The organism is Rhizobium sp. BK399 (assembly GCF_014194695.1).
Classification (GTDB): Bacteria; Pseudomonadota; Alphaproteobacteria; order Rhizobiales; family Rhizobiaceae; genus Rhizobium.
Window position 1 is genome coordinate 132,405 of sequence record NZ_JACIAH010000003.1, and the last position, 13,187, is coordinate 145,591.

11 protein-coding genes are annotated in these 13,187 nt (G+C 60.0%); 6 read left to right on the forward strand and 5 right to left on the reverse strand.

What is annotated here, in order from left to right; all coding sequences use genetic code 11:
* Positions 1-26 precede the first annotated feature (26 nt).
* From FHT97_RS09520 to FHT97_RS09535, 4 genes are read left to right on the forward strand one after another with little or no spacing between them, the layout of a single operon-like run.
* Positions 27-1,025, forward strand: coding sequence for a glycosyltransferase family 2 protein (locus FHT97_RS09520; RefSeq protein ID WP_183862011.1), 999 nt, complete (start codon positions 27-29; stop codon positions 1,023-1,025).
* The gene (locus FHT97_RS09525) at positions 1,022-1,948 is read left to right on the forward strand and encodes a glycosyltransferase (protein ID WP_183861620.1); all 927 of its coding nucleotides are present in this window, start codon (positions 1,022-1,024) and stop codon (positions 1,946-1,948) included. Before FHT97_RS09520 ends, FHT97_RS09525 begins: the two co-directional genes overlap by 4 nt.
* Positions 1,945-2,952 (forward strand): glycosyltransferase family 2 protein, encoded by a 1,008-nt coding sequence (locus FHT97_RS09530; RefSeq protein WP_183861622.1) that lies wholly within the window; start codon positions 1,945-1,947, stop codon positions 2,950-2,952. The genes FHT97_RS09525 and FHT97_RS09530 overlap by 4 nt, the downstream gene beginning before the upstream one ends.
* Positions 2,953-2,956: 4 nt before the next feature.
* A complete protein-coding gene (locus FHT97_RS09535) occupies positions 2,957-5,311 on the forward strand; it encodes a polysaccharide biosynthesis tyrosine autokinase (RefSeq protein WP_183861624.1) in 2,355 nt (784 codons plus the stop codon).
* Here the strand turns inward: FHT97_RS09535 and FHT97_RS09540 are convergent, their stop codons facing one another.
* Positions 5,312-6,049 carry a metallophosphoesterase gene (locus FHT97_RS09540; protein WP_183861626.1) on the reverse strand — a complete coding sequence of 246 codons (738 nt, stop codon included), beginning with the start codon at positions 6,047-6,049 and terminating at the stop codon, positions 5,312-5,314.
* Between the two features lie 160 nt (positions 6,050-6,209).
* On the opposite strand from FHT97_RS09540, the gene FHT97_RS09545 reads away from it, so the two are divergent.
* Entirely contained in the window at positions 6,210-7,295 is a 1,086-nt protein-coding gene (locus tag FHT97_RS09545) for a monooxygenase (RefSeq protein WP_183861628.1), read from the forward strand.
* Between the two features lie 4 nt (positions 7,296-7,299).
* Here FHT97_RS09545 and FHT97_RS09550 read toward each other — a convergent pair whose 3' ends face one another.
* The 4 genes from FHT97_RS09550 to FHT97_RS09565 form a co-directional block, all read right to left on the reverse strand.
* On the reverse strand, positions 7,300-7,764 hold the full coding sequence (locus tag FHT97_RS09550) for an Rrf2 family transcriptional regulator (RefSeq protein ID WP_183861630.1): 465 nt from the start codon (positions 7,762-7,764) through the stop codon (positions 7,300-7,302).
* 262 nt (positions 7,765-8,026) lie between these two features.
* Positions 8,027-9,193: an adenylate/guanylate cyclase domain-containing protein gene (locus FHT97_RS09555; RefSeq protein ID WP_246712599.1), complete on the reverse strand. Its 1,167-nt coding sequence runs from the start codon at positions 9,191-9,193 to the stop codon at positions 8,027-8,029.
* 69 nt (positions 9,194-9,262) lie between these two features.
* Entirely contained in the window at positions 9,263-10,870 is a 1,608-nt protein-coding gene (locus tag FHT97_RS09560) for an MDR family MFS transporter (RefSeq protein ID WP_183861632.1), read from the reverse strand.
* Positions 10,871-10,984: 114 nt separating this feature from the next.
* Positions 10,985-12,145 (reverse strand): HlyD family secretion protein, encoded by a 1,161-nt coding sequence (locus tag FHT97_RS09565; RefSeq protein ID WP_183861634.1) that lies wholly within the window; start codon positions 12,143-12,145, stop codon positions 10,985-10,987.
* 135 nt (positions 12,146-12,280) lie between these two features.
* Here FHT97_RS09565 and FHT97_RS09570 point away from each other — a divergent pair, with 135 nt between their 5' ends.
* Positions 12,281-13,183, forward strand: coding sequence for a LysR family transcriptional regulator (locus tag FHT97_RS09570; protein WP_183755541.1), 903 nt, complete (start codon positions 12,281-12,283; stop codon positions 13,181-13,183).
* Positions 13,184-13,187: the final 4 nt, after the last annotated feature.

A 13,187-nucleotide genomic window follows, 5' to 3' on the forward strand; every position in this document is an offset into this window, starting at 1 on the left:
GAGTGACTCCAGAAGGGTGGACAACCATGAAGCCTGATGTCGGTGCCAGCGTCTCCAGTCTCATCATCATTCCCTGCCTGAACGAAGAGAGGCATATCGAGGCTTTGCTCGCTAAGCTGAGCCTCGAAATCGATCACATGGATGCCCGGATCGTCGTCGCCGACGGCGGTAGCACGGATGCGACGCGCGACATCGTCGCCCGCATCAGCGCCGCTGATCCGAGGATTGTGCTGCTCCACAATCCCCGGCGGATCCAGAGTGCGGCGATCAATCTCGCGGTCCAGACCTTTGGCCGCGACTATGACTACCTGATCCGCATCGACGCACACGGCGATTACCCCGCCGACTATTGCCGCCGCCTCGTCCAGGAGGCCGAACTGACCCAGGCGGACTCTGTCGTGGTCGCCATGGAAACCGTCGGCTTCGGAGTCTTTCAGAAGGCGACGGCCTTCGCCCAGAACTCGAAGCTCGGGAACGGTGGCTCCAAGCATCGCGAAGGCGCCAAGGGCCATTGGACCAATCACGGCCATCACGCATTGATGCGCATCGCAGCCTTCGACACTGTCGGCGGCTACGATGAAACCTTCAGCCACAACGAGGATGCAGAACTCGACTACCGCTTGAAACAGGCGGGCTTCGGCATCTGGATGACGGACAAGACGCGGATGACCTACTATCCGCGCTCGACCATCTCGACGCTGTTCCGCCAATATCTGGGCTACGGTCGCGGCCGCGCCAAGAACATCCTGAAGCACGGCAGCATGCCCAATCTTCGGCAGATGCTTCCGCTTCTCGTCGTACCGGTGTTCATCGGTGCGTTTCTCGCCGTTCTGAACTGGGCCGCCGTCATCCCGTTTAGCCTCTGGGCCGTTGCCTGCGTTGGCTACGGCTTCTGGATGGCCATCGGCCACAAGAATCCATACGGGCCCCTCGCCGCCGTTTCGGCAATGGTGATGCACTTTGCCTGGTCGGCCGGCTTCTGGATGGAGCTTCTGAGCTTCCGCGGCAGGAAGGTCTCTTCATGAACGATGTGAAGCCCATGCAGATCGATATCGGCGTCTGCACCTACCGCCGCGCTTCGCTCGACGAAGCGCTGCTTTCGCTTGCGATTCTTGCCGTTCCGGAAGGCGCGAAGCTGCGGATCATCGTTGCCGACAACGACAAGGTTCCGAGCGCCAAGGAACGGGTCGATGCGCTTCGTGCGACCATTCCGCACGAAATTGCCTATGTGCACTGCCCGGCATCGAACATCTCGATTGCCCGCAACGCATGCCTGGACAAAGCAACCGGCGACTTCCTGGCTTTCATCGATGATGATGAGGATGCCAGCGAAGAATGGCTGGTGGAATTACTTGCCGCTGCCAAGAAGACCAAGGCCGACGCCGTGCTTGGCCCCGTTCGCAGCGTCTACTCGTCCACGGCGCCGAACTGGATGCGCGAGGGTGACTTCCACTCGACCCTGCCCGTATGGGTCGGCGGTGAAATCCGCACCGGCTATACCTGCAACGTCCTCCTTCGCCTCGACTCACCTCACGTGGCCGGCCGCCGCTTCAATCTGGCCCTCGGTCGCACCGGCGGTGAGGACACCGAATTCTTCAGCCATATGCATACCGATGGCGGCGGGATTGCCTTTGCACCCGAAGCCTATGTCTATGAACCGGTAACCGAAAGCCGGGCTGGCCTGTCCTGGCTCGCCAAACGCCGCTTTCGCTTCGGCCAGACGCATGGGCGGTTGCTCCAGGAAAAGAACACCGGCCTGCAGCGTCTAAAGCAGATCGGCCTTGCCGCTGCCAAGGCGGCCTTCTGCTACGGCGCGGCGCTTGCCTGCATCTTTTCTCCGATTCCACGCTATCGCTACGCCCTTCGCGGCCTCATGCATACCGGCGTGGTGAGTGGTTTGCTGGGTGTCAGGGAAATCCGTCAGTACGGAACGGCGGAGGCTGCATGACGCAAACCCAGCCCGACGTCAGCTTCATCGTCGCCGCTTACAATGCGGAAGAAACGCTCGCCAAGGCGATCGACAGCGCCCTTGCACAACAGGGCGTGTCGGTGGAAGTGATCGTCGCCGATGACTGCTCGACGGATGAGACGAGAGCCATTGCCGAAAGCTATGCGAACAGGGGCGTGAAGCTTCTGGCGCTTGCGCGCAATGGCGGGCCAGCGGCAGCGCGCAACGCCGCGTTGTCGGCGGCGACCGGCCGATGGCTAGCTGTGCTCGACTCCGACGACACGGTCGAGCCGCGGCGACTGCAGCGCATAATCGAGCGCGCCGAGAATGCCGGTGCCCAGATTGCCGTCGACAATCTTCGCGTCATTCGCGCCGACGGGACGCCGCCGGAGACGATGTTTACCGAGCAATCGCTGGCCGAAACACCGGAACTGATACTTCCCGTATTTATACGGTCGAATGCCCTGTTTCAGACAACCCATAACTTTGGTTATCTCAAGCCGATCTTTCAGCGCGCTTTCATCGAACAGCATGAACTTCGCTTCAACGAGGCCCTGAAGGTTGGCGAGGACTACCTGTTCCTCGCCTCGGCCATGGCGCTTGGGGGGCGCTGCGTGATCGAGCCGGTCCCCGGCTACGACTACCAGATCCGCGAGGGATCGATTTCGCGCGTTCTTGCCCTTCATCACATCGATGCCATGATCGAGGGTGATAAGACCTTCCTTCGAGATCACACGCTGGATGCGGAGGCGGCGGCCGCACAGGAGTTTCGCGAACAAAGCCTCCGCCGAGGCCGCGCATTCCTCATCCTCGTACAGAACATCAAAGACCGGTCGATCTCCGGAGCGATCAAAACGGCCTGGAGCAATCCGTCGGCGGTGGCGCATCTCAAGATGCCGATCGCCATTCGGATCAATCGCGCACTCGCGCCGCTTCGCCATCTGATAAGCCCACGGACCGACCTAACAGCCATCGATGGCGTGACCCGCTCCCGCAAAGGATAGAGCCATGAACCAACGGAACCTGACCTTGCACAGCACCCTGCCCAAAGGGGCCGACGATTCCGATTCATTCATCGACATCGATCGCCTGATTGCCATTCTGATCCGCCGTGCCGGATCGATCGCGCTTTGCGTCGCCGCAACCGTGACGCTCGCCGTCATCTATCTGCTCTTTGCGACGGCGCAGTACACGTCGATGACCCAGATCCTGCTTGATGACAACATGGCGAAATACGCACAAGATGCGACCCCGGTCGCAAGCTCGCAGCAGGTCGACATGGAGATCGCCAGCGCCGTCGAAATCCTGAAATCGAACCAGCTTGCGCTTCGCGTGGTTGATGCCGAGAAGCTCCAGGACAATGATACGCTCCTCGATCCTCCGAAGTCCCCCGCCGCGCTGATCAAGTCGGGGATAAAGCTGGTCGTGAGCGCATTGGCTCCGGGTGGCCCACCGGCCACCGAAGCCGATGAGCGCAATGCCCGCCGCCAGAAGGCGGCCGCATTGCTTCAGGACGCCGTGACCGTATCGCGCGTCAACCGCAGTTCCGTTCTGGCGGTATCCTTCCGTTCGACCGACAAGCTTCTTGCCGCGCGGATCACCAAAGCCTATGCGAACGCCTATCTGAACGATCAGTTGAACGCCAATTTCGACGCAACGGAGAGCGCCTCCGTCTGGCTGCAGCAGCGCCTTTCCGATCTTCGCGAGCGGTCGCAGCAGGCGGCCCTCGATGTCGCAAAGTTCAAGGCTGAGAACGGCCTGACGTCCGCCAACGGCGAACTGATGTCGGAGCAACAGCTTGCCGACTTGAACAAGCAGTTGATCGTCGCCCAGGCCGACAGCGCCAGTGCATCGGCCCGGTACAACCAGTTCAAGTCCATCATCGATCTTGGTCCTGAGAGCGCCGTCAACAACGCCGCGATCTCGTCGGGCCAAGCGGATAATACGGTGATCAAGGACCTGCGCACGCGCTACGCGGCCGTAAACAAGCGTGAGCAGGAGGTCACGACGAATTTCGGGGAAGATCATCCGCAGGCCGTCGCTTTGCGTGCCGAAAAACAGGATCTGACCCGGCAGATCTATCAGGAACTGCAGCAACTGACCGCCAGCTACCGCAACGAGTTCGAAGTCACCCGCTCGCGCGAGGCCTCGCTTCGCCAGAACATCGAACACCTGACCGGCAAGAATTCGGAAGCCGACAGGTCGATCGTCCAACTCAGCGATCTCGAGCAACGCGCAGCTGCGCTGAAGACCCTCTATGAATCCTACCTCGGCAAGTACGAGGAGGCTTCACAGCAGCAGTCCTTCCCCATTGCCAAGGCTCGTGTGATCTCCGAAGCTGGAGTACCGGTATCGCCGTCGAGCCCGAAGAAGACCATGACGCTCGGCCTCGCGATCGTTCTTGGCCTGATGGCCGGCGGCGCGCTGACCGCCTTCCAGGAGTTCCGGGAGCGCTTCTTCCGCGTCGAGGGCGATGTCAGGACTATGCTTGGCCTCAAGTTCCTCGGTTATCTGCCCCGCATCGGCAAACCGACGCGAGACGGCACGATCTTCCGGCAGCGTACCAGCCCTTCCGTGGAGCCTGCCGAAGCCGCCGATTCCGACGCGACGTTCGAACGCATCATGCGCGTCGTCCTCGAAGCACCACGCTCGATCTTCGCCGAAACCCTGCGCAATGCGAAGCTTGCGAGCGACGTCATGTTCCAGGGCAAATCCGACCGCGTCATCGGCGTTGTCTCGGCAATGCCGGGAGAAGGCAAGTCGACGACGGCCGCCAATTTCGCGGCACTCCTCGCCTCCAGCGGCAAGCGCACGCTGCTCATCGACGCGGACCTTCGCAACCCGGGACTGACCCGGATGCTGAAGAATCCTCCGCAACAGGGACTTGTCGAAGCCGTTCTTGGTGAGGTTCCGTGGGCAAGCGCCGTCAAGATCGATCCGAGAACGAAGCTGGCAATCCTGCCGGTTCTGCCGAACGATCATCTAATGCACACCAGCGAACTGCTTGCTTCGCAGGGCATGTTCAATCTCATGGAGAATGCCCGCAAGATGTTCGACTACATCGTCGTCGACCTTGCGCCGCTTGGCCCGGTCATCGATGCCAAGGCATTTGCACCACAGGTGGACGGCTTCCTGTTTGTAACTGAGTGGGGCTCGACGCCGACATCAGTCGTGCGTGACCTCCTCAATGCAGAGCCGCAAATCAAGTCCAAGATTCTCGGTGTGATCCTCAACAAGACAGATATGACCGAACTCGGCAAGTTCACCAATTTCGGCGGCACGGAACGCTACCGTCATAAATACGTGAGCTACTATACCGACGAAAAGTCAAAGAAGCGGGAGCCAGCGGAAGCTGGCGCCTGATCAAGTCTGGAACAGATGCACACGCCCCTTCCACAGTCTGGCAACAGTCAGTTTGCCGCTGTGGTAGGCTGCGGTATCGAGGTTCAGTCTCTTCGGCAGCACCTCGGGCTCATCGTTCGGCGTATGGCCGTGGACGATCACCTTCGGCAGCGGCACGCGGCTCTCGAAGAAGCGATGACGGATGAAAACGAGGTCGTCGTCGCTTTGAGCGTCGATCGACAGCATGGGATCAATGCCCGCGTGCACGAAGAGCACATTCGGCGTATCGACGAGGATCGGCAAGGATCGCAGAAAGTCCACGTGCGGCTTCGGTATAGATTGCCTGATGAACCCATCGAGCTTCGCCGCGGTCGGGAAAATCCGCGGCAGTTGATCCGGATCAAGCCCATAGGACCGCAGCAGCGCGTCAGAACCCATTCGCATCCAATCCGAGAACGAAATCAGGCCATCGAGGTAATCGAGCATCGTCGTCTCATGGTTGCCGGTCAGGCAGATGCGGTCGAAGCTCTCGGGCGGAGGCGCCATCAGGTGAGAGATGACCTGCGCCGATGACGGGCCCCGGTCGATGTAGTCGCCAAGCGTGATGATCAGCTTGCGGCCTGGAATAGTCGCAGCATCATCGGTGATTGCCTGCTCTGCCTTCTGCAACAGGTCAAGCCTGCCATGAATATCGCCGATGGCGTAGATCGGAATATCGCCGGGATCCAGTTTCAGCCGCTCACGGACCGTCGAAGGCATATTGAACCTCTCATTGCGGGCGTCGAAGCGTCGTCACGCTTCGCATGTGTGCGATCAAGCGACAATAAAAATTCAATCGCTCGCGCATTCGTAGAAAAACGGCCCTTATCATTGCGCCCGTGATCCATCAATCCTACAGGCTCAACTGATCGGAGGAGCGATGGGTACCGTATCGCGGTTTCATGACCGGACAAGACCACCCGCGCACCGTATCGAAAGCGAGGAAGAGGCGATAGCCACTGCACGGCGCCTCGCCGTAGATTTCGCACTCCAGGCAAGCGAGCGGGATATCAACCGGGTCTTCCCTCGCGCTGAGCTCGATGCGCTTTTTCAGTCCGGCCTGGCCGCTGTGACAATCCCACCGGAGCATGAGGGCCTTGACGTTGCCAACGCGCTTCTCGGCGAAATTGTCGCCATCATCGCTCAGGGCGATTCTTCGATCGGCGAATGCCTGGAGCAACACTTCACCGCGCTGGAGGGGCTAAGGAATGAGCCCGACGACGAGCGCAAAACCCTCCTCTTCGCACGCGCCCTTGCCGGCGACCATTTCGTGGGTGCGACCTTCGCTGAAACGAGCGCGGCGACTCCCGTAGGGCGCCACTATCCATTGAGCGGCCGGAGCTCTCGGGTCCCCGGCATCCTTTTTGCCGATTGGATTGCCGCCGACGCCGTCGATGCCCAAGGACAGTCGCTTCGCTTCTACCTGTCTTGCGAAACCCCGGGGCTGCAGATCATCGACGATTGGGATGGTTTCGGGCAAAGAACGAACGGCGCCGGAACCGCAGTCGCCCATGATGTGACCGGCAACGGGGAAGCAGCGCGCCACACGACCGCTCCGGTCCTGGCGGCCCTGCTCCATGCGGGCACGGACCTCGGCATCGCCCGCGCCGCCCTTTCCAATCTTCGGGACGCGCCGCGTTCCGCCGCTGTTGGAAAGCTTGCGCTCTCCGTGCAGGCAGCGGCAGCGCTCGTGGAAAGCGCCGGCACCAAGTTGGATTTCGCCCAAGTAAGCCCGTCGACAGCAGCGACCGAGGCTGCCTTCTTCTCAGCGTCGGCCGCCAAGGTCATGGCGAGCAGGACGGCGCTGGACGTTGCGAACGCACTGTTCGAGTGGTCAGGTAACGATGCAACGAGCATCGGCCGGAACCTCGACCGGCACTGGAGAAACGCTCGGATTCGCGCGAACGCCACGGCCACCGACGATCTCTACCGGACCGCGGCGGCATACTATTTCGGCGATAACTGACGCCTTAGTTGGCGACCGAGATGCGGACTTCATCTTCGGCATCATCGAGCTTATTGCCCGAAGCGACGAATTGCTCGAGCGTCATGTTGTCCAAAATGTCAGCGATCGCATCCCGGACCTCGGTCATGGAACGCCGCACCTGACAGTTCTCGGGATCGGAACAGTCGTCACACGCCTCAAAGGCCGTGCGGCTGGCGCAGCGAATGGGCGCCAAAGGGCCGTCGAGGGTGCGGATAACGTGACCGATGCGGATCTCAGATGCCGGCCGCGATAGCGAGTAGCCGCCGCCAGGCCCCTTCTTCGATCGCAGAATGCCGACATTTCGCAATTCGAGCAGGATCGTATCCAGAAACTTCTTCGGAATGTTGTTGCGCGAGGCAACGTCGTTAATGAAGGCCGTTTCCCCCGGGGCAAGCCGTGCCAAGTCGACCAGCGCCTTCAACCCATACTTTCCCTTTTTCGTCAGCATTTTTTATTGCCTTGCGCCCCCCTACTCCATCCCCATTATTCAGCAAATAACGCCAAAAACGTGAACACACAACGAATAGCCATTATTTATATAGTTTATATCCGTGTTCGCCTTGCTGGGTCACAGCATAAGTGCCCAGTCGCAATTCTTGCGGCGTAACAACGTCCTCTGATCTCAATTGGTCATTGAAGCATTGACGAAGGCTGGGCACCGGCGGCCTCCAGAAGAGCCGGTGCGCCGACGTTTTGCGGCAACCTCACATTCACCGCTCGGGCAAGCAAAAGAGCTCGACCTTCTCAGCGAACCCCTTGAGCGTGTGCCAGCCGGCCGAGACAGCGGCCGCGCACGCTTCCTTCCGGAATCGGTCCGACATCAGAAGCGGAACACGAAGATCTCCGCATGCCGTCTGGATGCGGCTGACAAGATTGACATCGGGGCCGATCAACGTGAAATCGAGACGGCGGCCGGAGCCGATGTTGCCGTAGCTGACCTCGCCATGGTGTAGCGCGATGCCGACTTTCGGAGCAATTTCGCCAAACTCGAAGCGATCGATCTCCTGCAGAATATCCCGGGCGGCGCTCAATGCCGACGCACAGCTGCGGGCCGCATCGTAGCCGGGAAAGAAAGCGAGAACGGCATCGCCCATGAACTTCAGCACTTCGCCGCCTTCCCGCGTAATCGGCGGGATGACCTTGTCGAAATAGGCGTTCAGCAATTCAAGTACGCTGTTGCTGGGGAGCAGGTTCGAGATTTCGGTGAAACCGCGCAGGTCGCAAAGCAGCAGCGCGGCCTCCATGGACTCGATCTCGCCCTGCCGGATCTGCCCGGCGAGGATGCGTTGTGCCGTCAGCGGGCCAATATAGGTATCGAGCAGGCTAAGCTCGACCTGACGCATCACCCGCAATTCGCAGGTGTTACGCAAGGCCGGCAGGATTCGCTCGATAACCTGGATTTCTGCGGCCGTGAAGCCGCCTGGTCGCCGCGTACCGAAGGCGACCGCACTCACCGGCCCGTCGGCATTGCAGAGCGGCGCGATCATCAGTTGCACAAGCCCGCGGCCGGCAAAGATATCGATGCCCTGCCAGCGTCCGTGAACACTATCGCCCGGTCCGACGACAAGCGGCTCGCGACTATCCATGACTTTACGCAACGGGCTGTTGGCAAAGGTCTGACGCATGCCGTGGTTGCGATCGTGAATCTCCACCGGCTCGCCGGGTGCCCACGCAAGCGTTCGGCCGATGAGTTCCGGATGGAGCGTCATCAGGTGAAGCGTCAGGCGATCGATGGGCAGGCCGAGTGCCTGCAGGCGGCGGCCAAGACCCGATATCAAACCGGGCTCATCAAGGGCATGGCATTCATCGCCGGAGATCCACTCGATCAGCGACAGCAGCGAGTTGGTACTGCCCGCCATGCGGTCGGCTTTTGCCATCCGATTTTCGGCTTCGTCGATTTGGGCAATGCGGTTCATGGCATTTCTCCTTGGAAACGGCAGGCGACGCTAGTGAGCACCGCCTCCCGAAAGGTGGCCGGGCTTCTTCAACAGGAGCGTCGCAAGCAATGCGACGATCAGGGCGACGCCAAGCAGAAAGAAGGTGTCGCTGAAGGCCATGATGTTGGCCTGCTTGCGCAGCTTCAGCGCGATCGCAACGACGGCTTTGTGTGTGGCAACCGCCTGATCGCTGACACCATGGTTCATGAAGTAGGCTGTCAGTTTCGCGACACGATCCCGCGTGGCTTCCTCGAAGACCGAGACCGAGTTCGTCAGGATGTTCGAATGAAACTGCTCCCGCTTCGTCAGGAAGGTCTGCAGGCTTGCAATGCCGACAGCGCCGCCGAGATTGCGCATCATGTTGAACAGTGCGGACGCGGAACCCGCATTTTCCTGCTCGATACCCGCCGTTGCGATGGCCGAGAGCGGCACGAAGACAAGCGACTGTCCGATGGCGCGAATAACATTCGGCCAGAAGAGCTGATCGCTCCCATAGTCCCCGGTCATGTGGACGTTCATCAAGTTCGACGCTGCAAACAGAGCAAAACCGACGGCAATCAGCAACCGCACGTCAAAGCGCTTCATCAGGCGGGGCACCAGGGGAATCAACAACAACTGCGGGATACCTGTCCATGCCAACACCATGCCAATCTGCTCCGAATTGTATCCTTGGATGCGCGACAGATAGATCGGCAAGACGAAAGCCGAGCCATAGAGCGCGATGCCGAGCAGGACATTCGCCACAATGCCGAAGCCGAAGTTGCGTCGCGCTAGCAGCCGGAGGTTCAATAGCGGATTCGCAGTTCTGAATTCGATGATGAGGAAGAGCGCCAACGAGACAGCAGCAACGACCGAGAGCCGGACGATGAAGTCCGATCCGAACCAATCCTCCTTGTTACCTTCCTCGAGAACGGTTTGAAGTGCGGCGAGGCCGATGGCCATCGTGATGATACCGGGCCAATCGCCCTTGGCGAGCAGGCCGAGTTTCATCGGAGCGCGATCGAGCGAGGCCCAAAGCAATCCCACCATCAACGCGCCGGGAACCAGGTTGACGTAGAAGATGAACTCCCAGCCGTAATTCTCAGTCAGGTATCCACCGATGGTCGGCCCGATCGCGGGAGCGAAAGTTGCCGAGAGTGCAAAGAGCGCCAGACCGATCGGCTGCTTGGGCTTGGGCAGCAACGTGATGATAATCGTAAACGCCATCGGGATCAGAACGCCGCCAGCAAAACCTTGGATAGCACGCAGCACGATCATCTGTTGCAGGTTTGTTGCAAGCGCGCAGGCGACCGAGAACAACAGAAACAGAATGGCATTGGTCAGAAGATACTTCCGAAGGGAAAAGACCTGGGCAAGCCAGCCGCTGAGCGGGATAACCACGATCTCCGCGATGAGGTAGGACGTCGAAATCCAGCCTCCATCGTCCTTGCCCGCGCCGATCGCGCCCTGAATATCCGCGAGCGAAGCGTTGACGATCTGGATATTGAGAACGGCCATGAACGCACCGAGCGTCGAGCCGACGACTGCGCTCCACATTCTCAATGTGCTCATTGCGGGCGCGGGATTCGAAACAGCAGCGGAGGGTGCGCTGTTGCTGGTGGCCTGAATAGTAGACATGACGCTTCTCCTTCCGGCTCTACGGAAGAGAATCTCGCGAACGAGATTCGACTGATAATTCGGAAACCGAGGCAGGACATCCAGTCAGCGTGGATAGTCCCTGACGCAGGCGACTTATTTGACAGCGGCTTTGGTGTCGATTTCCGGCTCCACGGACATTCCCGCACGCAGCAACCCGCTCATGCCCTCGTCGTCGATCACGATCTTGACCGGGATGCGCTGAACGATCTTGGTAAAGTTGCCGGTCGCATTGTCCGGAGGCAGGAGAGAAAATTCCAATCCGCTCGCCGGCGAGATGCTGTCAACATGGCCCTTGATTTCCTCGTCGGGAAAGCCGTCGACTTTGACCTCGACAGGCTGGCCGGCGCGGACATGGGTTAGTTGGGTTTCCTTGAAGTTCGCAACCACATAGACGGAATGCAGCGGCACAACCGCCATAAGCTGTGTGCCCGACGTCACGAACTGCCCGACCCGAATGGTGCGCGCGCCGACGGTGCCGTCAACGGGAGCGATGATCTGAGTGTAGGACAGGTTGAGCTCAGCCTGGTGCTGGGCGGCAGCAGCGCGATCGCGCTGAGCAGCGGCTTGGTCGCGCTGTGTCTCCAGCACGGGGACTTTCCTCTCCGCCGCGACCAATGCCGCCTGGTCTCGTTCGACCGCCGCTTGCGCCTGGTCATGAACCGCCCGACTCTGTTCCGCCCGCGATTGCGTGCCGGCGCCATTGGTGATCAACCGCTGCGAGCGAGCCGCGTCAGAACGGGCGAAATCCAGCGTTGCCTGCGATGCATCGATCGTGGCCTTCGCCTGGCCAATGATCGACTGCTGCAGTTCGATTTGCGCATCGAGATTGGTAATGGCTGCTGTGGCTGCCTTTACATCCGCCCTGGCTTGCGACAGCGCAGCCTGCTGATCGCGATCATCTATCTTGGCGAGAACCTGGCCAGCCTTCACCGTATCGTTGTCGTTGACGAGGACTTCGGCGACATACCCTGAGACCTTCGGCGCAACGGTCGTATAGTCGGCTTTCACATAGGCATCGTCGGTGGATTCGATGAAGCGACCGACGGTCCAATAGTGATGGCCGTAGTCAACCATCAGGGCGACGCCGGCCAGGAGCGCAGTGGCAATGATCGTCCGCTTGAATGCTTTGCGGCTTTTCTTGCCTGCAGGTGAGCCGGGGACGTCCGCCTTCGGGGCGAGTGGCGCTTCGGCGACCTTTGCGACGTCAGCGTCGCCGGTAACTTCGAACGCTACCTTGCGAGGTAATTCGACCATTGTCCTTCTCCAGTACTTTGCCTCGCTGGGCGAGGTTCAATTCGATGAGACGGATATGCGCTGTCGCGTGCGTTCTGATAATCTGCTTAAATCGGGAAGGATCATCAACTCAGAGCGGATAATCGGGGAGATGCAATGGACCGGCTGACAAGCCTTGCAGTGTTTGGTCGCGTGGTGGAATGCGGCGGCTTTTCCGCGGCGGCTCGTCGTCTCAATATGTCCGTCACTATGGTCGGCAATCACGTTCAGTCGCTGGAAGACAGGCTGGGTGTCAGGTTGCTGAATCGTACGACGCGCAAGGTCAGCCTCACGGAAACCGGCAAATATTACTATGAGCGCTCGGCCCAGATCCTCGCCGATCTCGAGGAAGCCGACGGCACCGCCGGTGCGATGAGTTCGACACCGCGCGGCACGCTCAAGGTCTATACCAGCGCCGCGATCGTCCGCTTTCTGCTGCCCGTTGTAAGCGAGTTTCTTGAGCTTTACCCTTCGGTCGCCCTCGACCTGAGTGTCGGGGAACGGATGATCGATATGGTCGAGGAAGGTTGCGATCTAGCGATCCGCACCGTGCCGCCGCCGGATTCGAGCCTCATTGTCAGGAAGCTGACACCGTGGAGGCACATCCTCGTATGCTCGCCAAGCTATCTTGAAAACCACCCGATGCCGCAGGTGCCGGCTGATTTGGCCAACCACAACTGCCTTCAGTATACCTACTACCCCTATGGAGACGAGTGGCGCTTTGAAGACACCGATGGCGCGCAGGTGAGCATGAGGATCGGCGGCAACATCGTATCGAACAGCGCCGAGACGCTTCGGCACCTCACGGCAACCGGCCAGGGCATTTTCCTGGCTCCGAGCTTCGTGGTGTTCGATGACATTGCCTCGGGAAGTTTCGTTCGAATGATGACCGACTATCGTGCCGTCGAATTCAGCATCAATGCCATCTATCCGAACCGCAATCACCTGCCAACGAAGGTCCGACTCTTCCTCGACCTGCTCGTTGAGCGTTTTGCAGAGCACCGGAAATGGATGACCTGAAGGG

Excerpts from the sequence above, each read along its gene's own strand:
- FHT97_RS09520 (WP_183862011.1), top strand. The coding sequence starts at position 27 with ATGAAGCCTGATGTCGGTGCCAGCGTCTCCAGTCTCATCATCATTCCC.
- FHT97_RS09525 (WP_183861620.1), top strand. The coding sequence starts at position 1,022 with ATGAACGATGTGAAGCCCATGCAGATCGATATCGGCGTCTGCACCTAC.
- FHT97_RS09530 (WP_183861622.1), top strand. The coding sequence starts at position 1,945 with ATGACGCAAACCCAGCCCGACGTCAGCTTCATCGTCGCCGCTTACAAT.
- FHT97_RS09535 (WP_183861624.1), top strand. The coding sequence starts at position 2,957 with ATGAACCAACGGAACCTGACCTTGCACAGCACCCTGCCCAAAGGGGCC.
- FHT97_RS09540 (WP_183861626.1), bottom strand. The coding sequence starts at position 6,049 with ATGCCTTCGACGGTCCGTGAGCGGCTGAAACTGGATCCCGGCGATATT.
- FHT97_RS09545 (WP_183861628.1), top strand. The coding sequence starts at position 6,210 with ATGGGTACCGTATCGCGGTTTCATGACCGGACAAGACCACCCGCGCAC.
- FHT97_RS09550 (WP_183861630.1), bottom strand. The coding sequence starts at position 7,764 with ATGCTGACGAAAAAGGGAAAGTATGGGTTGAAGGCGCTGGTCGACTTG.
- FHT97_RS09555 (WP_246712599.1), bottom strand. The coding sequence starts at position 9,193 with ATGGCAAAAGCCGACCGCATGGCGGGCAGTACCAACTCGCTGCTGTCG.
- FHT97_RS09560 (WP_183861632.1), bottom strand. The coding sequence starts at position 10,870 with ATGTCTACTATTCAGGCCACCAGCAACAGCGCACCCTCCGCTGCTGTT.
- FHT97_RS09565 (WP_183861634.1), bottom strand. The coding sequence starts at position 12,145 with ATGGTCGAATTACCTCGCAAGGTAGCGTTCGAAGTTACCGGCGACGCT.
- FHT97_RS09570 (WP_183755541.1), top strand. The coding sequence starts at position 12,281 with ATGGACCGGCTGACAAGCCTTGCAGTGTTTGGTCGCGTGGTGGAATGC.